Here is a 23,655-nt window from a genome sequence, read left to right as displayed (position 1 = left end):
TTAAGGTTTATGAGTCACATTGTCTTGCAGGAATGCGCTAATTTCTCGTGCAAACTTTAGCGGTTCAGTAAGCAACGGAGTATGCCCAGATTTTTCAAAACGGATCTGTTTAGCATGAGGAATACTCTGCGCAATCAAGGTTTGACCTTTTACCGGATAAAGCCTGGATTGCGTGCCACTGAAAAAAGTCACCGGACATTGCAGTTTTTGCAGGGCTTCGCGGTAATCTTCCTGATGGTATAGATAATTGTTGATATACCAGGCCATATAGTCGACCCGCTTGGAGGGCAGTAATAAACTTTGCAATTGCGACTGATTTAATACCCATTCAAAGGCTTTTAAACTGTATTTATTGCTGTTCTGCAGGCCAATAAACTGTAGCCAGAGCTTGGTAATCTGTCCGCGGGCTTGGCTATTCATGTCTTTTATATATTGAATGTGTTGATGCTGAGCCAGTAACTGCGACAGCTCTGTCAGAATAGAAATAAATAACGGATGCTGTTGACCAAATAAACCATAATCCCAGCTATCATCTACCGAAATTTTAGGGGTCTGGTCAATATGCAAATAGGCTGCAATGTGTTCGGCAAAATTGCCATATTGCATGCCATGCATCGCCGTGGTGGCACCCATGGAATAGGCAATTACCGAAAACTCGTTTAACTGAAGCTGTTCAATTAAGCTGTCAATATCACGCCAGTGACTGGAAATGGCATCCATTTCGGGAATGACACACTTTTGCGAACTACCAAAGCCGCGCCAGTCCGGAATAATAAAGCGATGAGTTTTAGCATGCTGATAAAGAAATGGAAGCCATTGCCAGCTTTGCATACCCAAACCTGATAGGACCAACACCGCTTGTCCTTGTCCAAACTCACGCACAAACAGTCGTTCATTATCAGGCATCAGGTAGTTTGGCATACGCTTATCCTTTCTTTAGGTTTTATCTTCAAAGGCTTTTAACTGTGGAATCATGGTTTCTAGCCACTTGATCCAGCCCATTTCCAGATCAATCCCCAGTTGCAGAATCATTTTATGAATAAACAGGGTACGGTCTTGATCCTGTGCATGGGCAAAATCCTTGGCGAAAATCGTTTGGTAAATTTTTAAATTTTGTTGATGCAAGACCAGATGTCTTTCCAGTTCCGGCAACACGGCATTGCCACCGAGTTGAGCTTCGGCACGCAAACGGACCATTAAGTCGTCACGCAATTGGGCAGGCGGGCTTTGCTTGACCATCCAGTCGGCCAGTTCGGCACGTCCCAGAGCTTCAACCTGATAGGTCTTTTTACGGGTATTGGAGTCGTGATCTTCAAGTGTGGATATCCAGTTCTTTTGCTGCATGGCGCTGAGTTCACGGTAAATCTGCTGATGGGTCGCATTCCAGAAAAATCCCATGGAGCGGTCAAAGCGACGAGCCAAATCAATACCGGTACTGGGTTTTTCAATCAGGCTGGTCAATAAAACATGGGCTAAGGACATAAACGGCTCAGTCAATAAATCTTTACAAGTTCATTATGCAACATGTTGCATAAAAATAAAATCTGGAATATAAGTTATGCAACAAGTTGCATTAAAAGATATTCGCCAGCTGAGAAAGCACGCCAAGGAGATTGTATGTCTAATTACCCGCATTTATTAGCGCCTTTAGATTTAGGCTTTACTACACTTAAAAACCGGGTTTTGATGGGGTCCATGCATGTAGGGCTGGAAGAAGCTCCACGTGGTTATGAGCGTATGGCGGCATTTTATGCAGAACGTGCACAAGGTGGTGTAGGGCTGATTGTGACGGGCGGGATTGCACCGAATGATGCAGGTCTGACCTTTGCGGGTGGAGCAAAATTAGACTCTAAGGAAGAAGCGGAAAAACATAAAGTGATTACCCAGGCGGTGCATGATGCCGGGGGTAAAATTGCCATGCAAATTTTACATACCGGGCGTTATTCCTATCAGGCCGATCTGGTTGCACCATCTGCCATTCAGGCACCGATCAACCCGACTAAACCGCATGCCTTAACCAGCGCAGAAGTACAACAAACTATTGCTGACTTTGCCCACTGTGCAAAACTGGCGCAGTACACAGGTTATGACGGCGTAGAAATTATGGGATCGGAAGGCTATCTGATTAATGAATTTATTGCTGCGCGCACTAACTATCGGGATGATGAATGGGGAGGCAGTTATGAAAACCGGATCCGTTTCCCGATTGAAATCGTCAAGCGTACCCGCGAAGCGGTAGGGGAAAACTTTATCATTATTTACCGCTTATCCATGCTGGATCTAGTTGATGGCGGTTCTACCTTTGCAGAAGTGGTGCAACTGGCCAAAGAAATTGAAAAAGCCGGTGCCACCATTATCAATACCGGGATTGGCTGGCATGAAGCGCGCATTCCGACCATTGCTACCAAAGTACCACGTGCAGCATTTACTTGGGTCACTCAAAAGCTGAAAGGTTTGGTCAAAGTTCCTCTTATTACGTCCAATCGTATCAATACTCCGGAAATGGCGGAACATGTGTTGGCTTCAGGTCATGCTGACATGATTTCCATGGCACGTCCGATGCTTGCCGATGCCTTCTTCGTGCAAAAGGCCGAGCAAGGTCGTAGTGATGAAATCAATACCTGTATTGGTTGTAACCAGGCCTGTCTGGATCATATCTTCTCCATGAAAATTGCATCTTGTCTGGTCAATCCACGTGCCTGTTATGAAACGGAGCTGATTTTTAAGGAAACCGTTCAGACGAAAAAGATTGCGGTGATTGGTGCGGGACCGGCAGGTTTAAGTTTTGCCACCTATGCTGCTGAACGAGGACATCAGGTCACCATTTTCGAAGCAGCTAATCAGATTGGTGGGCAGTTCAATATTGCCAAGACCATTCCCGGCAAAGAAGAATTTTATGAGACCCTACGTTACTTCAAACGTAAAATTGAATTACAGCCTAATATTAAACTGCTTTTAAATCATCCCGCGACCTATGAAGCATTAAGCCAGTCTGACTTTGATGAGATTGTGGTAGCGACAGGTGTCACTCCGCGTCATTTAGAGATTGAAGGTATTGACCATCCGAAAGTACTCACTTATCTCGAAGCATTAAAAGAACGTAAGCCAGTTGGTCAACGTGTCGCGATTATTGGTGCAGGCGGTATCGGTTTTGATACAGCGGAATATTTAACCCATGAAGGCGATAGTGCCAGTCTGAATCCTGAAAAATTCTATAATGAATGGGGTATTGATACCCGTTATGAAAATGTCGGTGGTCTAAAAGCAGCTGAAGTAGAACAGTCTAATCGTGAAATTTACTTATTGCAGCGCAAGGCAAGTTCAGTAGGTGCAGGCTTGGGTAAAACCACCGGCTGGATTCACCGTACCGGTTTGAAACACCGTGCAGTGAAAATGCTGGCAGGAGTCAGCTATGAAAAGATTGATGATCAGGGCTTGCATATTGTAGTGAATGGTCAGCCGACCGTTTTAGAGGTTGACAATGTCGTGATTTGTGCCGGTCAGGAACCTTTCACCGCAATGTTCGAGCAACTGAAAGCCGATGGTAAAAATGTGCATTTGATTGGTGGAGCCAAAGAAGCGGGTGAACTGGATGCGAAGCGTGCGATTCGTCAAGGGGCAGATTTGGCGGCTGTGATTTAAAAATATTGAAACCTACTTTTACAATTTTTGTTTACAAATCAGGATTTCTGGTGAAGTAGACAAATAGATATGTAATTTTACCCTCTCCTTTATTAAAGGAGAGGGTTAGGGAGAGGATTTAATTATTTAATATTAAATAGATGAATCTCCCTAAATCTCCCTTTTTCAAAGGGGGACTCTTTTTATTTAAAATATAAAACAAAAAAAGGAACCTAAAATGACCATCGAAACCACAAAACAGGCAATTGCGCGCTGGCATGAAATGCTGCAAACAGGCGACATGTCTATTCTGAATGAATTACTGGCTGAAGATGTGGTGTTTCGTTCACCGGTAGCATACAACCCTTATCCGGGCAAACAGGTGGTCTTTTTTATTCTGAGTAATGTGATTCAGATCTTTGAAAACTTTACTTACCACCGCGAATTCTATACCGAAGATGGAATGAATGTGGTGCTGGAGTTTTCCGCCCATGTGGGTGAAAAAAAACTTAAAGGCATTGACATGATTCAGTTTAATGAACAAGGTCAAATTATTGATTTTGAAGTAATGCTGCGTCCGAAGAGTGGTCTGGAAGCATTGGCGGCACAGATGGGGCAGCGTATGGTTGCTTTTATGCCTAAAGCATAAAGCGTATAGTAAAAGTATAAACTGTTAATGGAATGACATGTACTAAGTATTTTGCGTTACATCATTTTTGAGGTAAACCGAATATGAAGTTTGTGGTCAATAAAATCGGTCAGTTGGTGCAAGAAATTGTCGATCAGATTACGGGTGCAGCATTGCCTACCCTGTACTATGATCCACAAGGTGAAGCAGGGCAAGTGCTTGAAGTTTTGCCCCAACTTAAACAGAAATACCGTCCAACGCCGTGGCTGTCAAATACACATCTGCATTTGATCTATTTTGATTTAATCAAAAAAAAAGCGGTGCAACTCCAATATGAGCTTATCGAACAGCTAAACATGTCTGATGGTGGGATCACCGCTATTGCCTGGTATGGACTTCATGTTGCTGAAGATACCCCAACTATTGTGTTGATGCCTACCTTGACGGGTACACCGGAAAGTATGGCCGAGCTGGTTCGTGACTTGCATCGACATACCGGATGGCGTGTAGCCTTATGTTTGCGCCGTGGCCATGCCAATTTACCTCTGCCTGTTCCAAAAATTTCCATGTTTGGTTCGACTGATGATTTACGTGAACAGATTCAATATATTGAAAGCAAATTTCCAGATTCGAGTCTCTATGCGGTTGGTTCATCTGCGGGCACAGGACTATTAGTTCGCTATTTGGGAGAACAAGGCGAGCAAACACCATTTAAGGCAGCATTTGCATTGTGTCCCGGTTATGATACTGAACTGGGTTTTCAAAATGTACATCCTTTCTATAGTAAAGTGATGACAAAAAAGCTATTTGAATCCTTTATTCACCCTTATAGTGAAACATGGCAACAAACCGCTTCCTTGCCCAAAGTGCTTGCTGCCAGGAATTTATTGGAGTTTCAATCTTATTATTTTGAACTGGCAGGCTATAGCAGCTTTGAAGACTATAATCAGGCCACTAATCCGATTCATGTATTTGAAAATGTCAAAATTCCGTTGATGATTTTAAATGCGGAAGATGATCCTGTGTGTCATATCCGGAATCTGGAGCCTTATAAGGAAACCCTTCAGAAGATGCCAAATATTGTGGTTGTGACCACTAAAAAGGGCAGCCACTGTATTTTTTATGAGGGCCTTAAACAGCCTGAATCTTGGGCAGCACGTTTGATTGCAGATTATTTGCGGGTATACCAGTAAAGTAATTTTCTGCATGTTTCTACATGTAAGGATCGATAGGGTAAAAAACCTGAAATCTTTTAATACAATTGTAATTTGTAACACTGATATATTAATGAGACTTAAATCAGTATTTCTGTTATAATAGCTTCAACAATAAAACTGACATGAAAATGTTCTCGTTCAAAATTGGTATACGAGAAATCTCCTCTCATTCGAGTGATCCCAAGTTAAGGTTGTTATTTTGAAATGCCAATGGTGGCTTTTCTATCTGTATTACAAAATTGGTGTAAATGTTGAATAAAACTGAAAATTTAGTTGCAAAATCGGTAAATGGTCGTGAAATTGTTGTGTCGTTGATTCCTTTTAAAAAAATGCAAAATACCCGTGATGGGTTTAAATGGGTTGAAGTAGGCAAAAAAGTCTTGCTTGAATCGGGTATTGAACTTGATTTGAATCTTGATGGCCGCAGTTTCTATACGGGTGTAAATGAAATGTTCCGGCTTAATGCGCATGTAAATGCGGTGTAAGGGTTAGAGCAATACGAAAACCGTCTTTAAGGCGGTTTTTTAATGCCTGAAAATTTTACTTGAGCTTGCCTGTTGAACAAGTCAGGAAATATTTTCTTGATGGATCTCTAGACAGCAGTCAGTGAAGAAGAGAGCAAGTCTACAGTTGTAAAAAAATTGAATCTGAGTCCATGAACCCCCCTAAAAATAGGTAGTAAAAATTAACAGGAAAGTTCAATCATATATTATGACCTGAATATTTAAATGTAAGTAAAAAGTTAAAGACTTAAGATTTAAATTGTTGAAAAATAAATATTAAAATAAAGGAAATGTTTTAAAAACAAGCGACATATTTTGCAATGAATTGTTGTATTTGTAATGAGAGAAAGTGTAGATTTTAAAATGTGATATTTATAAGTTTAGTATTTTTTTGATACATTTATGTCAATAATTGTTATTGTCTGACAAAAAATATCTGTGTATAAAGAAAGTTCCACTATAAGGAAGTGAGAGTGGGTTATGAAAACAATAGAACTCCTTGTAACTTCATCATCTGCACTGATGCTGATGTTTGTGATTTATGCATTTGGGCAAATGTTTAATTAATCAGAAAAAGATATTTCATAAAAAAGCACCCTCGGGTGCTTTTTTCGTGAGTAGGATTTTAAATGAAAATTTTTCATTTCTTTAGATTCTGTCCCATGCATCTTTTACAGCATGTTTCGCTTGTTGCCACTTTAAGCGAGAGTTCGCCTTAAACTGTTCCCATTTGCTTTCAAGATCATTTTCCGAGTCTTCAAAACGGGTATTTTCGCCGTATTCAGAACGTGAATTTCTTCCAAATTCGTAAGCAGAGGATAAATCCTTGTCATAATCAATATCGGGAATATCACGTTGTAAATCTTGATAATAAGGTCGACTGGTATAATTTTCACGCCAATACCAATCAGACTCATTATTTGACGTACGGTTTTGATTTTCTAAAGTGGGATCAGTCATTTTGTGTAGCTCCTAATTTTCGGAATCAATAGAATAGCCAAGGAATGAAATACAATTTCACATTCTAAAATGTTGAATGTTCAATCAACACATTATTGCTGTTGATTATTTTGGTCATTCTGATTTTGTCGAAAATCTTGCTGTTGACCAGTTTGCTGACGTTGCTGATCATTTTGTTGCTGTTGTTGAGGCATATTGCCTTGCTGTTGGCCAGGCTGTTGACGTTGTTGGTCGTTCTGTTGCTGCTGTTGGCGTTGTTGATCATTTTGTTGTTGGGGTTGATTTTGATTAGTCATCTCTACACCTCATATATAATATATATTTTTAATAAAATCTGTTTAACCAGATACAATTATTATTAGCATGAATATTTCATTAAAAAATAAAATGGATGTTACATAATGTTTTAAATGTAACTATAATAATTATATCATATATTATATCTATGAAATATATCGGTTATTAGGTATATTGATATTTACAAATTTAAATTTTAATTATTATTTTATTAAATTTTTTTAATAATTTTAATGAGGCTTTTACATATGTGTTGAATCAGATTATTTAATTTTTCTGTTTTCTTTCCTTTACACAAACATCGGTAATTATATATTTTGTTTTTGTATAAAATTGAATAAAAAAAGTTCCCATAGGTTTTTCTGAAGTTTCAGAACCGCCAGGTTTGAGTAATCCTGTACATCCTACATAAATATCTGAGGTAAACATATTCTTTGCTTTTTTTACCAATTATTCAGTAATTTTAATAGATTCAGGTGTATATTTTGCTATCAGTTTTGGAGAGATTTTTCAGTATTTTTTCTTTAACTTTCAGGTCATAACACACTAAACCTCCAATTAGAATTTTTCCAGAGCATGGAGTCAGGGAAAATAGGTAAGCTAAATAACCTGCGGAAGCACTTTTAATGAAAGTCACTTTTAATTTTTCTTTAGCCAATAATTCACAACATTGAGTCATCATATTTTTTTTCGCTTTATTTTAATTTCCTCTTCATATTCTAAAAAACAAATAAAATTTTTTTTAAAAGGTGACAGGTTTATCGTTTTTCAGGAGCATGAATGTTTTAAATATTTGATATATAAAACCTGATTATTTTTTGATTCAACATAAATTAAACGAATAATAACAATTATAGGCTTTTTTCATTAAACCCAAGTGAATTAAGTTTATATGCTAATTACCGCTTGGAGAATAAAAAATGCCAGTAGCAGTAAAAAATAAATTACTAGAATGGGTTGATAAAAATCATCAAAATTATTTTGATTTGGTTACTTTTTTTCTCAATGGTGAGGTTTCTATTCAAGAAAAGGAAAGAAAAGCTTCATATTTTTTAAAAAAAGAAATCCAAAGCTTAACTTATAACTCCATCGATTTTCCCCCTGATATCAGTAAAATCCAGGACTGGATTCTAGAAAATAATAAGTTTCAATGTGCTGAATATCAGGCTTATTTAGAAAAAAGAAATAGGGGGGCAGGGCGAGAATATTTTAAAAATGTGGGTCAGGCATTCGAATTTCTGATTAAGGTTGCGCCGGTAAAGCGGGTAGACGGCTCATGGTTGTTTAGTATTGTCCATTACTGGAATGATTCGGTTTTTAGAGACTTAATCCAGATTTATCTGGAAGAACTCGGTTTGGGACTCGCCACATCTAATCATGTATGTTTATTTGATGATCTTATCTTAAATTTGGGGCTGGAACATTTTGTACTGGATCTGGAAGATGAATATTATCATCAACCTGCCATTCAACTCGCGCTGGCTTATGCACCCCCCGAGTTCATTCCGGAAATCATCGGTTTTAATCTGGCCTATGAACAACTTCCGTTACATCTGCTGATCACTAACTATGAGCTACAAGAATTAGGAATAGATTCAAAATATTTCAATCTGCATATCACCATCGACAATATTGATAATGGTCATGCACATTTATCCATTAAAGCTTTTGAAAAAATATATAGTAAATTCAATGATAAAAAGTCTTTTATAGAGAAAATTAAGATTGGCTTTACTTTGAACGATAAAGGCTTGTCCTCCAGGCAAATTATTAAAAACCTAAATTTAGACGCCTTGGTGATTAAAATTTTAAAACGAAAAGCCTTGATCGGTAATGTCATTCATAATGATAAATGCAAGTTTAATAACAAAACGATTAATTCGTGGCTTGCATCGCCAGACTCAGTAGAAGAATTTGTTGAGGTACTCATTGATAAAAAATGGATCAAGCTGGGTTGCGATCCCGAAGAAAGCCGCTTCTGGAAGCTGATTAATCAGGAAGAAGGGAAAATGTTTGGTGTATTTACTGCTACTGAAAAGCAGATCATTTATGACTGGATTGCAGGTGAATCTGCTCAAGATGCCGATTTGAACGCTCGAAGAATTCAATTGGACCATAAAGATAAAAATAATTATATGTTCAGTTTTTTATCCGATGGGGAGCTTGAAGATATTCAGCATCAGATTTATGAAACTGGCAACCTTGCTATGAAGATCAATAAACTGCTGCCTTATTTAGCTCCTCATGCCCATCATCGTGAAACAGGACTTTGGTGTACGCAACGTTTTGTCGACTTCCTGTTTCCCTTTTTAAGCCATCAGAAATTCACCAGCTAATTTCAGTCATACAGGCCAATGCCTGTTGGCCATCGCATTCATTTGATCACACACATTTTAATGGAATGGAAAAGAGGTGCAAATATGAATCATAAAGCTAAGCAAAGTGAAGTTGCAGGTACAGATGCCCTGGATAAACAAAATGAAAGTGCAAAATCACAGCAGCTAGATAGTTATCGAAGTGATGCGACTGAACATGCCTTGACAACGAACCAAGGGGTTAAGATTGTAGATAATCAGAACAGTTTAAAGGCAGGGGTAAGAGGTTCAACCTTACTGGAAGATTTTATCTTAAGGGAAAAAATCACCCATTTTGATCATGAGCGCATTCCTGAGCGAATTGTGCATGCACGTGGTGTAGGGGCACATGGTTATTTTCAGGCCTATCCGGGTAATGAACAATATACCAAAGCGGGCTTTTTGACGGATTCCAATATACAGACTCCAATTTTTGTGCGTTTTTCTACGGTGCAAGGACCACGCGGTTCTGCGGATACAGTACGGGATATTCGCGGTTTTGCCATCAAATTTTATACTCAGGAAGGCAATTACGATTTGGTAGGGAATAATGTTCCGGTTTTCTTTGTGCAAGATGGCATTAAGTTTCCGGACTTTGTGCATGCAGTAAAACCTGAACCGCATACTGAAGTGCCAACAGGAGGATCTGCACATGATACGTTTTGGGATTTTGTCTCCCTGGTACCGGAGTCTGCTCATACCGTGATGTGGGCAATGTCGGATCGAGCCATCCCACGTAATTTGCGCTCGATTCAAGGTTTTGGTGTCCATACCTTTCGTATGATCAATGCCGACGGAAAAGCCATATTTGTCAAATTTCACTGGACACCAAAACAAGGTTTAAGTCAGCTGGTTTGGGATGAGGCACAAAAACTGGCAGGTAAAGACCCGGATTTTCACCGTCGGGATTTATATGAAGCGATTGAGTCGGGGAATTATCCGGAGTGGGAGCTGGGTATTCAGATTGTCGCTGAAGAAGATGAAATGAAGTTTGATTTCGATTTGCTCGATCCGACAAAAATCATTCCCGAGGAATTGGTTCCGGTCACGCCAATTGGCAAGTTTATGCTTAATCGAAATGTTGATAATTTCTTTGCAGAAATTGAACAGGCGGCATTTTGCCCGGCCCATATTGTACCGGGTATAGATTTCACTAATGATCCTCTGTTACAGGCACGTTTATTTTCTTATACCGACACTCAGTTGAGCCGCTTGGGTGGCCCAAACTTTCATCAGTTGCCCATTAATAAACCGGTTTGTCCTTTTCATAACAACCAGCGTGATGCCATGCATCAAAGTTTTATTCATCGTGGTCAGGCATCGTATCAACCGAATTCGATTGATAACAACTGGCCAGTCGAAATACCACCCGCTGCACAGGATGGCGGTTTTGAGAGTTATCAGGAAAGAATTGATGGTAAAAAAATCCGCCAGCGCAGTGAGTCTTTTTCAGACCATTTTTCTCAAGCGCGACTGTATTACCAGAGCTTGGCACCACATGAACAGAAGCACGTAGTAGATGCCTATACTTTCGAATTGAGTAAGGTACAACGCCCGCATATCCGTCAACGTGAAGTGCAAGAAATATTGGCCAATATAGATCTGAATCTGGCTCAACAGGTCGGTAAAAATTTGGGTATAGAAGTCACAGCTGCACAAAATCCGGCAAAAGCGTCATCAGTTGAAAAATCTGCACGTCTTTCCATGACGGCATTTGTTCCTGAAGATATCAAAGCTAAAAAAATAGCCGTGCTGGTACATGATGGGGTGAGCCAAGCGAATATTGATGCGATTCAGCAATGGGCTATGGCTGAAAAAGCAGTTGCTCATATATTGACGCCAACGCCGGGCCCTGTGATGAATCAACAGCAGTCTGCAGTTGCATCGGATGGTATGCAAAAAGCAGAGCCTTCGATTGCTTATGATGCTGTGGTAATTGTGGATGGTAATAATTACCAGCAAGTGTTAAAAGACGGCGTAACAAAACATTATCTTTTGGAAGCCTACAAGCACCTAAAGCCGATTGTATTGTTAGGAGATAAGCAAGAACTTTTGCATGAGCTTAAATTGCCCCATGATGATGGAACGCTAAGAACAGATAATTTTTCCTCTGTACAGGAACGGTTTAAAACCCTGATTCGTTATCATCGGGTCTGGTCACGCGAAGCGATTGCCAACGCTGTTCCAGCTTAAATTGCGATATTTTCGCGACTATTTCTCATAAAACACCCATCTTCATGATGGGTGTTTTATGAATGAATAATGTTAATTTTCTAGAATGCACTTGCAAGTTGGTGTGGCTATTGTTGAGTTGCACATACGATTTGAGGCTAAGCACTTAAATTATCGTTCGATTTAAATTTCGAAAGCTTATTGATGAGTTGAATCAGAAGACTGACTTTTAATATATTAGATTTCTTTCATAAGTCTTTTTTACTTCTATCTATGAGATAAAAAATAAAGAAGCTATTAAGAATTATGAAGAAGTCTATTGTATTAAAAATCATAAGCTTTACTTTGGAGCCATTTGATAAATATGGGATATTTATTTATATATTCATGTTATTTTAAATTTTGTGAAATAAGTATTATTTTAAGATGATGATAAATCATCATAATTAACATATGTATAAGAATTATCATTATTTTTTTATTTAAAAAATTCTATTAATAATTTATTTATTTGCTGTATTTAATATTGTTTCAGTAAGAATGTTGAGTTCTACAGTTATATTTTTATTGCAATATTATATTTTGATACATCATGATTGTTTTTATTCGGTTAATTTGAGTATATGCTTAATATTGTCATTAATAATTAGGCTATTGATTGTCATTAAGTAATGGTAATAAAAATAGCATAAGGAATAGTGTTATGTCTAATAAGTCTCAACCTCAAAATCAAACAGATATGAATCAAAGGAATCAACCGATTAAACAGCTACATCATTTGCCACAGCAAGACCATAAACATAATCAGCAAAAAGAGTCTGGTAAACAGTCTCAAAATGAAAAATAAAGCAGGATTGAATAGGGTGGTCAGTAGGAAGTTTGAAGGGGGAAAGCCCCTTTAAGCAGGACAGGAGTTAAGTATGAATATCAGACCTGTAAAAGCCCATAAAATGAATGAGGATTTTGATACAACACCCACCGTAATTTATACCGGTGAATATGATGAAGAAAATCATTTGCTCAATGTATATGACTCATCACAAGAACAATTAACAAAGATTATGGGCACTAATCAATGGATTTTGAACTCTACGGGAGAGGTATTCTTTATTGAAGAGGATGTACCTTATTTTGCTAATTAACAAGGTCAGGTAAAATGAATAATACAGTAACCACATATCCACAGAAACTCGTTACATTTTATAAACTTGATAGCCCGGACATTCAGCGAGGCGTATGGGCGAATTATGACAAGAATGGGAATTTTCTCAATCTGACCAATTATTATGGTCATAGATTAGACCTGATTGGGCCGGATCGGGTACGTATAGAAGGTGAAGTTTGGGTGTGTAAAGAAAATTTTAAATAAAATAAACAGATGCGTATGTTGTATAAATAATGATTTTAAATATAAAGAAAATAATTTAATAAACATGAAGCTATTAAAAAAAAGATCATTAAAATAAAAAGTTTTAATATATTTGAAATGGAATTATTCAGCTCAAATAATTTTAGTCATTTCAAATTTAAATAAGCCCTCCAAGCGAAGAAAGGGCTTATATCAATGTTGTAATATGCTTAAGCAGCCACCCAATGACTTTTGACTTCTTCAGCATCTACATTCAGCATTACTTGATTTTCTTTAATTTCACTTACCCATGACAGTGGAATAAGGTGATGACTACCTTCTTCATTTCTTGTTAGCTTGATTTGATCTGTGCCTTGAAGGTGATCTACAGTTCCTATTTTTTGACCATCTGAAGCAATTACGTCTGCATGTTTGGTAATGTCATCTACATTGATCATAGCCATTTCATACCTCTCCTGTATAGCGGTAATCTTGCACTCTCTAATTTAAGGCATTCTTCAATCTTTCGCGCCATATTATGCAAAAGGGAACAAATCTTTAAGCAACTTTACCTTAGTGCATAAATATCATGCTTTAGAAAGTAAATTTTGCGTCTAATTAAAATGTGTAGCTCAATTTAATATTTAATAATCTATGTTCTTTATAATTTTAAATTTATAGAAATGACGATCAAGAAAAAATTAAATCGAATAGCTTGGATTTTTATCATCTTTGATTAGCATTTAAAATGACTGCAAGGATGAGTGACAGATAAATAGTGGATATTAACGTCATGTCGTTGCTGCACGATTTTTGGGAACAGCAAGATATTCATCCTGCATTTCGAAGAAGAACTGGTTTGCTTCATCATATTTGCAATTTAACCAGTCCATTCTCGCATTTTCAGGAATAACAATGACCGAACGCTTTTCATCTTTTGGCGTGTGAAATTGCCGCATAAAGGGATGATGGTCAGCATTGATGGTGAGCAGGCTCATGGAACGAACATGCTTGTTTTCAATCACGGCATTTTCATAAATGGCGGCGAGGGTAAAAGGGAGTTCATCTTTTCGAAAAATGGTATACAAGTGCGGTTTGCCATCTATATATTTGGGTTCATAGATGGCTTCGACAGGTACCAGGGCAAACTGATTTTTATGCCAGGCGTGACGAAAACTGGGTTTATTTGCCACGGTCTCAGTTCTGGCATTATAGGTGTGATGACCGTATTTTAATTCTTTTGCCCAAAAAGGAATAAGGCCAAACTTGGCAAGGTCCCATTCGGGTTGATCCGCACCATGCATTAAAATAGGGGCATCATATAAGGGATAAATATGATCAGGATATTCAAACTGCGGCTCGGAAAGACCGAGAAGAAAGGCTCTATTGCTTTTGATCGCTTCAAAATTTGCGCACATGGAACAATCCCTAATTTTTATTTATCCTTAATTACAGCAAAAAAAGTGGGCTGGCATCATGAATCTTACAAATTTAGCACTATTCGTACTCAAACCAATAATAAGCAGCTGATGGCGATTTTAGCTGCTGGGCTGTCTTGTAAGGCATACCCAGCTCACTAAATAAAATTGTCGGGCTGGTAATAGATTTGGGTTAAATTGAGTTAATCATATTCATATCTATACAAGTTTATTTCCTCCAGGATAAAAGACTCTCCGTAATAGGTATTTAGAAAAACTTCTGCTTCAGTTTGAGTTATAAAAATTTTCGCTACATTTTTATCGGTCGTCCAGTACCATGGGCTGGCTAAGGCTAAATCCAGGTCGGACATTTGCCAATTATGGCAGTCATCAAATTGATCTCGATAAGCGAGAAAGCTTTGATTCTTTTTTATGCAATAGAGTGTCATCAGTATTCACCCCTGTGACGGGTAAACTAAGATTTTAACGGTGTTGATACGTTTGAACCTTTAAGAATTGTGAACAATGTCAGCTTATATTTTATAAACTAATAATAATCATGCTGTTAGATGGTTTTTGTAATTACACCATCCGATAAGCGGTAAAATTGCTGGCTTATAGGCGACTAAATCAAATAAAGCCCTGATGAAAGAACTTTATAAAATTGTATAATGAATAATTATTAAGGGTGTCTTTTTTTCTTGCCGCCACCATCCTGCTTATTGACGGTAGCCCAAGCAATCCATTCAGCCTCTTCCTCGGAAAGCCCACGCTCTTTTTCACTTTCCTCAATATGTTTGGCTTGCCGTTTCTGCTTCTCTGTATAAGATGATTTATCGCCTCTAGGCATGATGAGTTCCTCTCTAGATTTACTGCTTTATTCATTTAAGCAAAGAAAAAATTAATGATGGGTAATAATATGTCAATGTTTGATGGGAGATTTGATTCATCATGATTCAAATTATTTTTACAGTGGGTTAAATGTTTAAATTAAATTTCAACCGATGATTTTAAAGGGCTAACCATTAATAATAGTGCCCCCATTCACATGAATGACTTGTCCTGATATATAACTTACTTCATCCGAGGCAAGAAACAGGTATGTAGGAGCTACTTCACTGGGTTGTCCCATGCGTCTCATAGGCGTTGTCTTGCCAAAATCTTTTAACTGTTCTTCATCAAAACTGCTTGGTATTAATGGTGTCCAGATCGGACCAGGAGCGACTGCATTGACTCTAATTCCGGTTTTATTTTTTAATAAATTTGTCGATAAACTTCGAGTGAATGAGGTGATCGAGCTTTTGGTACTTGCATAATCGATGAGTAGATCATGGCCATGATAACTGGCGATACTGCTGGTATTGATAATTGAATCACCTGATTTCATATAGGGAATCACCATTTGGGTTAGATAAAATATGAACAGGATATTGATTTCAAAGGTTTTAAAAAAGTTACTCGGTATTGATATCGGTAATGTATTTTTGCGGGTACTGAACGCCGGCATTGTTGATTAAAATATTGATGGCTTGGAATTTTTGAAGGGTTCTTTCAACTAGCTTGCCTGTTCCATCGTGATGTTGCAAATCGCATTTCAACGCTAGGCAGCGGCGGCCTTCTTTTTCCACCATTTTCCTGGTTTTTTCGGCATCTTCATCTTATCACCACAGGTGATCAAGGCAATCTTGTCTTTTAATTTATTGCTTCCCTGATAGTTGGGTTTGATGACTTCGGGTTGTGGATGCATTTGAGATTGAATACCCGGTTGATGGGCTTGGACTTCAATGGATGGGCTTTTGGGATATTTATTCATTTTGCTTCACTATTTTTTTAACTGCTTAAAACATATTAGAAGCTTTAAAAAATAAATTTAGTGATGCAAACATTAAATAATATAATGTATAAAAAAGTTATCAACGATTCATTTATATATTTCTTTTTATTTGTTCAGTTTTATTAACTAAAAATTTAAACCAGTTTACATTCAAACTAACAAATTAATTCACAGCTTAAGCTCTAATTTCTTATGATAGAGATCAAAATATAAATGAAGATAAATCATTATGATCAAAATTAGAAACCCTAATTCAGGCGAAGAGCGAATGATTAACAAGGTTTTAGGCGATGAAGTCACTCTGGCTCAGGCGCAAGATCACGCTGGTTATTATGATATGGATAATCATCAGTTTATTCCTAAGTTCAATAAAAATGATGAGGTGATAGGTTTCATTGAAACAGCAGAAAATTCTGTCTTATGGAAAATTGTGACCTGAATTTTATGGTTTATAAAAGCTGTAAATAAAAAATTGAATAAATAAGCTGTTTTTACATTTATGCTGCAAAAACTGAACCGGGTAAGTGAGTATCTCTTCTATTCTTAATTTTTAAAAGATTTAAGGATCGACCATGAAAAAACTCGTATTTGTAGGATTGCTGATGATGCTGGGCCTAAGTGCATGTCAAAAACAGGATAGTGATACTTCGCAGCAAGATAAAACCACCACTCCTCATTCCATGGATAAAGATCAGTAAAATCAAAATTGCTGAATTATTTTATTATTTTGGTCTGAGTTTTTTATCTTACTGTTTGAAAGTGATGCTGTTTATACCCATATTATTAAGTATAAATACTTTTCCTAAGCCGATAGGTGAGGTGAAAATTATGCTTAATACATTTCGTAAAGTGTTTTGTATTCATGTTTATGAGTTTAATTGGGATCATAAGCATGGGTACGTCCAGGAATGTCGCAAATGTGGTAAAAATGACTAAGCCATTTTATCGATTAAATAAAACTATAACGACATTTCCGAAGGGCTTATTCTGTTTCAATTTTATTTGAAGGGGATGGATTTGGTCTCAGATAAAATGGTCACATAATAAAAATGTTAAGAGCGATAAAAAGGCTTTATTGCGGATCAATCATATAGATGCATCCAAATTACATTGAATGAAATTGATACAAAGTTAAGATTGGATAAAAAATATTAAATAGTAGATTAACTCATGTATAGATTCTAAATAGATAGAGGAAGGAAATTAAAATGGCTAATCAACACCCCCTACAAATGAGCCAACATAATCAAGAGCATGATCGTGATAAACACAAGCAGCAACAAGAGAATCAACAAGGTCATCAGCAAAATCAACAGTCGAATGTACAGCAGCAACCTAATCAACACAATAATCCGCAAAAACAACATAAATAGCATGTTGTTTTGTATTTAAATTAAATGTGTTTTGAATGATTCAGGTGATATGAGTAATCCATACAAGCCCTCTCATGAGGGTTAAATGATCTCTATGTTCTATTTAAGATTGTTAAATTTAAGCACCATGCGATGATTGTTATCGAATAACTTTAATTCACTATCGGTTGCATCATAGCTGGCCACTTGGCTTAAGGCTTGGGAAAATTTTTGCGGTAAATCGGTAGGATTTAAACAGGCTTTTTCGGTAGTGACTAAATTGGAAAATTTAATCTGGGTGCCTTTTACTACATAACCGCCCATAATTTGGTTACAGCCATCACTACCGCTGAGGTGGCTATGACCAAAGCTAAGTATTGGAACTGCAGATAAAGTAGGTGAGGCTTTATAACTCATCTGGTTAATTTCGATCATCACCCAATTTTTGTTTTGCAATTTTGCTAAATTTTTTTCCGTAGAAGAGTTAAGCATTGAGGGTATACAGCCGCCTAACACCACAGAGGCAGCGATGCTACTTGCTATCATCATTTTATTTAACATTTGCTTTCTCCCATTGATTTACCTTAAAGGAAATTGTGAGGCAAATAACACATAATAATTTTATAAAAATTTTCTCAATTCATTTGATTATTAACGAATAATCCACATAAATCGATCGAAAAATAAACATGGGTTGTGTCAAATGGGCAGCATCAATTTTTTTCTTATCATGATTATTTTATTTCAGTGCAATTGATCTTAATCATGGACATATTAACGCTATGTTATACATGGTCTAAATGTAAGTCATGGACTGGATTGATAAAGAAGCTCATAGAAAGGTGGATTTTTTCTTTTTGATAAAATTTCGATCAATTCATTTTATAGGTGATTCAGTTTGAAATTTTAGTATGTCAGAATGTATCTTCCAAACAGAGGGTAAATACAGATGTCTGATATAGAACTAAAAAAACTAGATGAATTGCTTGAAGCAGCGGCCAAAAAAGGCAAGAAAGTTGAGAAAATCTTGCTAGGATATAAAGCTTATGTTTGCTTAATGGGGGATACATCATTTCATGATGAGGTGATGAATTCAGCTATAAATCCGAACAAACGTAAATATAAAAAGCATAAAATTAAGGTTACCCAAGATGAGTACCAGTTTGAGTTAAAATATGTATAGCTCATAATTTTAGAGAAAATAGGCCTATAGAAATATGGGCTTTTTATTTCCTGAAAAAAGCAAGTCTTTATGCTAGTCGTCCGCTTAGATACCTCACATTAAGCAGGCTTTTTTCATATTGTATAAATCATTAATTAAGACTTATTAATAATGTGATTTAATTATCATTATTTTATTTTTTGGTATGTTTTGCCACTGAAAAATATTTGAATAGTGTACAAAATAACCATCAGAAACTGCTGTAGTTTCTGAATGACCTCCCAAGGTCCTTAGTTTATAAGCCCACATCGTCTTTCCATGAGTGGGCTTTTTTTTGCATAGGGGAAAGCTGTATACCTTATTTAATTCCACTTCATACTGGTACTGTGTGTAGATATAGGTTGTGAGTGGTGTTTAGGGAATTCAGTTAAAAAATGGTGAGATATGATTAAGAAAATTATTAAATCTATTTTTTGCAAGCATGATTACAAACTGATTCGAACTATTCATGGTGATCAGATTAATCACTTAAATGCTCGTAGTGAGTGGCAATGTGAAAAGTGTAAATGGATTACATATGGTCGATATTTAGATCGAATTAAATAAATCCTGTTTCACCATAATTAAAATATCCTAATGATACATCCATAGCTAATAGGACAATATTCAGGTCTAGTGGTTTGTAATTTAATGTCACGTGATAAATACGATAATTTGTTAAAGTGTCTTAAATGAATGAAAAGCTAAAGAATTAAATTTAAGAGCTCATCGAAAGGTGTGATTTTTATTTGTCACACTCATTTGCTATTCTTTAGAAAAATACCGAGCTGGTGTTATGAGTAGTGTATTAACTAAAGATGAATTACAGTTATTCTTGACAATGGTGATGCGAGAGAATGAAGAATTAAAGGAAGAAAACCGAAAGTTATTGTTAATTGTTGCTGATTCTACTGAGCAAATAAAGAAAGCTACTTATATCACTGAAGAGTATCAGCGGATGTTTAATGAGATTACTGAAGCGCTTAGGACTCGTTATGCTGCAGAGTTTACAGTTGTTGAAGATATTCCAAAATACCTAAGTTAGTTCACATAGTAATTAAAGCTCTGGCATAGATCAGGTTTTAGTGGATAAGTAACATAGAATTAACTTAATAATTCTACAACTCAACAATTTATCTATATTTTCTATACCTTGTGGTCAAATTTTCAGTGCTATTTTAATTTTGCAACCACAAGAAAATGAAGAAAATAACTGTAGCGCAGGCCCGCTTATTTGAAGGAGTAAGTGGGTTTTTAATTGTGAGGAGAAAAATCATGCTTAAGTTTCTGTATTGTTTACTTGGACTACATGGTGCGACAGAAATCGATTACACGATTGATGATGAAGAAATCCAGCTGTGTCGGGATTGTTTAAGGGAAAAATAGTTCTCCATTGCCGGATGGATGTATTACGGTATATAAGACCCTGCTCAATATGCATTATTGGCGGGGGTTTTCTTTTTTAAATTTTGTTACTTTTTAAATAACCTATTTAATTCATTGATTTAGTATTTTTAATTAATATAATTATATTAATTCAATAACTTAAGTTAATTTTTGGTATTGATTCTAGCTTGTTTGGTGGGCATTATTGCTTCGTTACTTTATAGAAATAACGGAGTTTTAAAATGAAAGTATCAACATTTACGACAACATTTGAAGAGTTGTTAGGTTATTCATTCCGTAGGTTGAATGCACCAGAAGATGGCATTGTTAAGATAGAGGTGTGCGTATCTTCATTAGTCGGAAACGCTTTAAATAGATTTTTAGATTATTGCTCCAAGCATGGATATAAACACGGCGTTGAGGAGATCAAAGATAATTTGATTTTGCTTACTGTTCACTTGAAGTGATTGGATTGAACCAGAAACCCCTCTTGCTTTAGTAATGAGTGGGCTTTTCTTATTGATGGTGCTTATAACAGACAAAGTACAAGCGAAACAAGACTTAGAATTTTGCAGTGCTGAGCTGTCTAAGTATCAGAGTCTAAGTTGTTCAATGTTAGGTTAGAACATGCCATGCAGCTCTAATGCAGATTACGATTAATAAAATGACTATGTATAAAAGAAATCCACCAATTCCAGATGCTTGATCAAGTCTGTAGTGATAAGCAATAAAGAGCAGAAACAGAATCCCAAGGATATAAAGCATTGTGGTTCTTAATTTTTTAATAACTATTGGCAACATGATAAGTATTGAGGTGAGGAAATGCAAAAAGCCGTGTTTCTTATCAATTCCTATTCAGATGACTGAATATTTGAATGGCGGGCATGATTTCACTGTGGCGAAATTTGATATTCATTTGACTATGCTGGATGATTTGAATTGGGCAATGGGAAACTGAAAGTCTTTAACTTATAATTGGATATTAACTTAAGAAATAAGAAAATGGCTGAAGAATATTTGAGTTTTTGGGGTGCAATTGCTGGGGCTCTAATAGGTGCTTTTGCATTATTTAGAATAGCCCGTAAGACTGCTGGAAATGTCTACGAAAATTTTAAGGCAGATAAACTTGTAGAGGCTAAAAGAGATATTTTTTTAAGTTTGGTTGATCATTGGATGAATTATCTAATGGTAGTAAATACCTTTAGAGTTAATCCACAAGAGGAATATGGGAAAGCTATTTTTCAAGCAACTAAAGATTTAGTTTCATCCTTGCATAAGTCTAATTTTATATCCGAGCCAAAAACTAAAAAAGAAGTAATGCTATTTACACTGGATTTTAGTAGAAAAAATCTTGAACTCAGTAAAATTACCAATAATTGGTATAGTTCACAAGAACAGGATCTGTGCAATTTATTTGAAATTCTTGAACGTTTGGGTGATCAAGCATTAGATCTTCAAAATTTACTAAGAACAGAATTAGGAATAGCTAATGATCCAGAGATTGATTCCTTTTTACTGGAAAAACAAAAAGAATTTTCCCATGACATGAAGCATATCTTGTTTAATGAAGAGTGAAATATGCTCAGTTAATAATTCCAACCACCTTATGGTGGTTTTTCTTGGTATTTGCTTGGGCTTCATTTGTCGCCGTAGCAAAAAAAGCGTATGGTACTGGGTCTCAATGTGAAAAGGTCATGTTTAAACCAAGGTGGATGGAAGAAAGTATGCCAGGAATAGCACTACAAACTCACTTCCATACCCATACTCACTATCAAAAAAACTATCCCAAACAGTTCAGCCTGATTCTCTCTAGATTTTTTATGTCAATTGAATATTTTTTAAAACAAACAGCTCAATAAAGAAAGTCTCTATAAAATATATCTATATCCATTTTATAAATTTTTACTCTAAAATCAGTAAGGTTAGGGCTACTTAATAGGAGTCTACAAAAAATGAAAAAATATTTATTTTAATTTTTGTAGACGGATTTGTAGACTATTGAAGTGCAATTAGTGGCAAAACCATGCAATGTGATGCAACTATTAAATGTTTTAAGTTATTGAAAATACAATGGAATGCAACTAAATGCTAAGCTTGCCAATCCAGTACAAACTGTCAGGATTCTACTTCTTCTACTATTCCATCGTTGGTACGTTCATGCCTTTTTGGAATTTGTATCTGGAAGATCAAGGCTTTAATTATCAAGAGATTGGATTGTTATCTTCAATCGCAATCATTACCCGCTTTTTCGCGCCGTTCATTTGGGGATGGATTGCCGATAAATCGGGCAAAAGAATGCTGTTGGTCCGTATAGCTACATGGATGGAATCCTGTATCTGGTTCATGATTTTTTTGATCCCAAATACCTTTCAGTCTGTTGCATTGCTTATGCTGATTTTTAGTTTTTTTCAGAATGCCATCTTAGCGCAGTTTGAAGGGGTCACATTGTTCTGGTTGGGGGATAAACGCAATCAGCTGTATGGGAAAATCAGAAAATGGGGCTCGGTGGGTTTTATTGTAGGCGTTTTTGGTATTGGTGCCTTACTTGAAATTGTCGCTATTTCCATGCTCCCGCTGATGTTGCTGTGTATCGCATTTTTGGCTTTTCTTTGGTCTTTTAGCATTAAAGAACCCAGCACAGCCCCACAATCACAACAACAATTAGAACCGTTATTGCCGATATTAAAACGGCCTGTAGTGGCTGCTTTTTTTGCTATTGAATTTGTTTTGTTATTTTCTCATGCTCCATTTTATAGTTTCTATAGTAACTACTTGCATCAAGCCGGTTTTTCGACGACTGAAATTGGCCTGTTGTGGTCCGTCGGAGTGGTTGCAGAAATTATCATGTTTGCTTTTGCCCATATTTTCTTGACCCGGTTTTCGTGGCGCAGTCTAGTTAGTTGCTGTCTGATCCTGACCGGTGTACGGTGGATTGTTGTGGGACTATTACCTCATCTCTTGGTGGCACAGTTTTTAGCCCAAAGTATTCATGCCTTTAGTTTTGGCCTGTTTCATATGATTGCCATGCGCATTATCTTTCAAAATTTTTCCGCAGGTCAGCAAGGCCGCGGTCAGGCCATGTATAGCACCATGTGGGGTTTAGGTGTCGCTTTAGGAAGTATTCTGGCTGGAAGATATTGGCAAGTCATCTCCGGAGAAATGGTTTTTGTTCTTGCTGGGCTTTCAACAGTTGTGGGTTTGCTATTTGTGCGCTGGCTACCGAAATATATTCAACATGGCTAAAAAATTTTTAAAAAAGTCAGTATTTTACATTTATGACCAAGATTGCCGCTGTGTGGTCTTTATTATACAGCTGCATCAGTACGAAAAATTCTTGTTTCAGTGTTGTGATAAAACTATTGAT

The 23,655-nt window shown here is 36.7% G+C and carries 26 protein-coding genes and 2 pseudogenes; 18 read left to right on the top strand and 10 right to left on the bottom strand.

Annotated features, from left to right (window positions below; genetic code table 11):
- Both ABJ384_RS07865 and ABJ384_RS07860 read right to left on the bottom strand, forming a co-directional pair.
- Window positions 1-921, bottom strand: a complete 921-nt coding sequence (locus tag ABJ384_RS07865; protein ID WP_349926568.1) for an alpha/beta hydrolase — start codon at window positions 919-921, stop codon at window positions 1-3.
- Window positions 922-936: 15 nt separating this feature from the next.
- Window positions 937-1,482 (bottom strand): PadR family transcriptional regulator, encoded by a 546-nt coding sequence (locus ABJ384_RS07860; RefSeq protein WP_349926566.1) that lies wholly within the window; start codon window positions 1,480-1,482, stop codon window positions 937-939.
- Window positions 1,483-1,617: 135 nt separating this feature from the next.
- On the opposite strand from ABJ384_RS07860, the gene ABJ384_RS07855 reads away from it, so the two are divergent.
- From ABJ384_RS07855 to ABJ384_RS07840, 4 genes are all read left to right on the top strand, one after another.
- Entirely contained in the window at window positions 1,618-3,642 is a 2,025-nt protein-coding gene (locus tag ABJ384_RS07855) for an NADPH-dependent 2,4-dienoyl-CoA reductase (RefSeq protein WP_349926564.1), read from the top strand.
- A 217-nt stretch (window positions 3,643-3,859) separates the two neighbouring features.
- Entirely contained in the window at window positions 3,860-4,270 is a 411-nt protein-coding gene (locus tag ABJ384_RS07850; RefSeq protein WP_349926562.1) for a nuclear transport factor 2 family protein, read from the top strand.
- A gap of 83 nt (window positions 4,271-4,353) precedes the next feature.
- Window positions 4,354-5,442 (top strand): alpha/beta fold hydrolase, encoded by a 1,089-nt coding sequence (locus ABJ384_RS07845; protein ID WP_349926560.1) that lies wholly within the window; start codon window positions 4,354-4,356, stop codon window positions 5,440-5,442.
- Between the two features lie 275 nt (window positions 5,443-5,717).
- The gene (locus ABJ384_RS07840; protein ID WP_349929719.1) at window positions 5,718-5,951 is read left to right on the top strand and encodes a hypothetical protein; all 234 of its coding nucleotides are present in this window, start codon (window positions 5,718-5,720) and stop codon (window positions 5,949-5,951) included.
- 666 nt (window positions 5,952-6,617) lie between these two features.
- Here ABJ384_RS07840 and ABJ384_RS07835 read toward each other — a convergent pair.
- The 3 genes and pseudogenes from ABJ384_RS07835 to ABJ384_RS07825 all read right to left on the bottom strand — a co-directional run bounded on the left by ABJ384_RS07835 (window position 6,618) and on the right by ABJ384_RS07825 (window position 7,908).
- Window positions 6,618-6,929, bottom strand: a complete 312-nt coding sequence (locus ABJ384_RS07835; protein ID WP_349926558.1) for a hypothetical protein — start codon at window positions 6,927-6,929, stop codon at window positions 6,618-6,620.
- A 92-nt stretch (window positions 6,930-7,021) separates the two neighbouring features.
- A complete protein-coding gene (locus tag ABJ384_RS07830) occupies window positions 7,022-7,225 on the bottom strand; it encodes a hypothetical protein (protein ID WP_349926556.1) in 204 nt (67 codons plus the stop codon).
- A gap of 212 nt (window positions 7,226-7,437) precedes the next feature.
- Window positions 7,438-7,908 (bottom strand): annotated as a pseudogene (locus tag ABJ384_RS07825) (CinA family protein).
- Window positions 7,909-8,146: 238 nt separating this feature from the next.
- On the opposite strand from ABJ384_RS07825, the gene ABJ384_RS07820 reads away from it, so the two are divergent.
- From ABJ384_RS07820 to ABJ384_RS07800, 5 genes are all read left to right on the top strand, one after another.
- On the top strand, window positions 8,147-9,562 hold the full coding sequence (locus ABJ384_RS07820; RefSeq protein WP_349926554.1) for an iron-containing redox enzyme family protein: 1,416 nt from the start codon (window positions 8,147-8,149) through the stop codon (window positions 9,560-9,562).
- An 84-nt stretch (window positions 9,563-9,646) separates the two neighbouring features.
- A complete protein-coding gene (gene katE, locus ABJ384_RS07815) occupies window positions 9,647-11,773 on the top strand; it encodes a catalase HPII (RefSeq protein ID WP_349926552.1) in 2,127 nt (708 codons plus the stop codon).
- 682 nt (window positions 11,774-12,455) lie between these two features.
- Entirely contained in the window at window positions 12,456-12,599 is a 144-nt protein-coding gene (locus ABJ384_RS07810) for a hypothetical protein (protein WP_349926550.1), read from the top strand.
- A 73-nt stretch (window positions 12,600-12,672) separates the two neighbouring features.
- The gene (locus ABJ384_RS07805) at window positions 12,673-12,894 is read left to right on the top strand and encodes a hypothetical protein (protein WP_086197372.1); all 222 of its coding nucleotides are present in this window, start codon (window positions 12,673-12,675) and stop codon (window positions 12,892-12,894) included.
- A 14-nt stretch (window positions 12,895-12,908) separates the two neighbouring features.
- Window positions 12,909-13,121, top strand: coding sequence for a hypothetical protein (locus tag ABJ384_RS07800; RefSeq protein WP_166169910.1), 213 nt, complete (start codon window positions 12,909-12,911; stop codon window positions 13,119-13,121).
- A 209-nt stretch (window positions 13,122-13,330) separates the two neighbouring features.
- On the opposite strand, the gene ABJ384_RS07795 is transcribed toward ABJ384_RS07800, so the two are convergent.
- From ABJ384_RS07795 to ABJ384_RS07780, 4 genes and pseudogenes are all read right to left on the bottom strand, one after another.
- Complete coding sequence (locus tag ABJ384_RS07795; protein WP_349926547.1) at window positions 13,331-13,564, bottom strand: DUF2171 domain-containing protein; 234 nt, start codon at window positions 13,562-13,564, stop codon at window positions 13,331-13,333.
- Window positions 13,565-13,891: 327 nt separating this feature from the next.
- Window positions 13,892-14,518 carry an SOS response-associated peptidase family protein gene (locus ABJ384_RS07790; protein ID WP_349926545.1) on the bottom strand — a complete coding sequence of 209 codons (627 nt, stop codon included), beginning with the start codon at window positions 14,516-14,518 and terminating at the stop codon, window positions 13,892-13,894.
- 682 nt (window positions 14,519-15,200) lie between these two features.
- The gene (locus ABJ384_RS07785) at window positions 15,201-15,368 is read right to left on the bottom strand and encodes a hypothetical protein (RefSeq protein WP_349926543.1); all 168 of its coding nucleotides are present in this window, start codon (window positions 15,366-15,368) and stop codon (window positions 15,201-15,203) included.
- 168 nt (window positions 15,369-15,536) lie between these two features.
- Window positions 15,537-16,331: pseudogene (locus ABJ384_RS07780) on the bottom strand (SDR family oxidoreductase).
- A gap of 250 nt (window positions 16,332-16,581) precedes the next feature.
- Between ABJ384_RS07780 and ABJ384_RS07775 the strand changes: the two are divergent.
- From ABJ384_RS07775 to ABJ384_RS07765, 3 genes are all read left to right on the top strand, one after another.
- On the top strand, window positions 16,582-16,791 hold the full coding sequence (locus ABJ384_RS07775; protein WP_166169915.1) for a hypothetical protein: 210 nt from the start codon (window positions 16,582-16,584) through the stop codon (window positions 16,789-16,791).
- A gap of 133 nt (window positions 16,792-16,924) precedes the next feature.
- Window positions 16,925-17,050: a hypothetical protein gene (locus ABJ384_RS07770; RefSeq protein WP_349926541.1), complete on the top strand. Its 126-nt coding sequence runs from the start codon at window positions 16,925-16,927 to the stop codon at window positions 17,048-17,050.
- A gap of 510 nt (window positions 17,051-17,560) precedes the next feature.
- Window positions 17,561-17,725 carry a hypothetical protein gene (locus ABJ384_RS07765; protein ID WP_349926539.1) on the top strand — a complete coding sequence of 55 codons (165 nt, stop codon included), beginning with the start codon at window positions 17,561-17,563 and terminating at the stop codon, window positions 17,723-17,725.
- Window positions 17,726-17,824: 99 nt separating this feature from the next.
- Here the strand turns inward: ABJ384_RS07765 and ABJ384_RS07760 are convergent, their stop codons facing one another.
- Window positions 17,825-18,265 (bottom strand): META domain-containing protein, encoded by a 441-nt coding sequence (locus ABJ384_RS07760; protein WP_349926538.1) that lies wholly within the window; start codon window positions 18,263-18,265, stop codon window positions 17,825-17,827.
- 388 nt (window positions 18,266-18,653) lie between these two features.
- Between ABJ384_RS07760 and ABJ384_RS07755 the strand changes: the two genes are divergently transcribed.
- The 6 genes from ABJ384_RS07755 to ABJ384_RS07730 all read left to right on the top strand — a co-directional run bounded on the left by ABJ384_RS07755 (window position 18,654) and on the right by ABJ384_RS07730 (window position 23,534).
- On the top strand, window positions 18,654-18,887 hold the full coding sequence (locus ABJ384_RS07755) for a hypothetical protein (protein WP_086197365.1): 234 nt from the start codon (window positions 18,654-18,656) through the stop codon (window positions 18,885-18,887).
- A gap of 814 nt (window positions 18,888-19,701) precedes the next feature.
- A complete protein-coding gene (locus ABJ384_RS07750) occupies window positions 19,702-19,950 on the top strand; it encodes a hypothetical protein (RefSeq protein ID WP_349926534.1) in 249 nt (82 codons plus the stop codon).
- 583 nt (window positions 19,951-20,533) lie between these two features.
- Window positions 20,534-20,758: a hypothetical protein gene (locus ABJ384_RS07745; RefSeq protein ID WP_349926532.1), complete on the top strand. Its 225-nt coding sequence runs from the start codon at window positions 20,534-20,536 to the stop codon at window positions 20,756-20,758.
- 535 nt (window positions 20,759-21,293) lie between these two features.
- Complete coding sequence (locus ABJ384_RS07740) at window positions 21,294-21,866, top strand: hypothetical protein (protein WP_349926530.1); 573 nt, start codon at window positions 21,294-21,296, stop codon at window positions 21,864-21,866.
- Between the two features lie 44 nt (window positions 21,867-21,910).
- Window positions 21,911-22,150, top strand: coding sequence for a hypothetical protein (locus ABJ384_RS07735; protein WP_349926528.1), 240 nt, complete (start codon window positions 21,911-21,913; stop codon window positions 22,148-22,150).
- A gap of 226 nt (window positions 22,151-22,376) precedes the next feature.
- Window positions 22,377-23,534, top strand: coding sequence for an MFS transporter (locus ABJ384_RS07730; protein ID WP_349926526.1), 1,158 nt, complete (start codon window positions 22,377-22,379; stop codon window positions 23,532-23,534).
- The last annotated feature ends 121 nt before the right edge of the window (window positions 23,535-23,655 follow it).

This window comes from Acinetobacter sp. A1-4-2 (genome assembly GCF_040233925.1).
Taxonomy (GTDB): Bacteria; Pseudomonadota; Gammaproteobacteria; order Pseudomonadales; family Moraxellaceae; genus Acinetobacter.
This window is presented reverse-complemented; position numbering and strand designations above follow the sequence as displayed.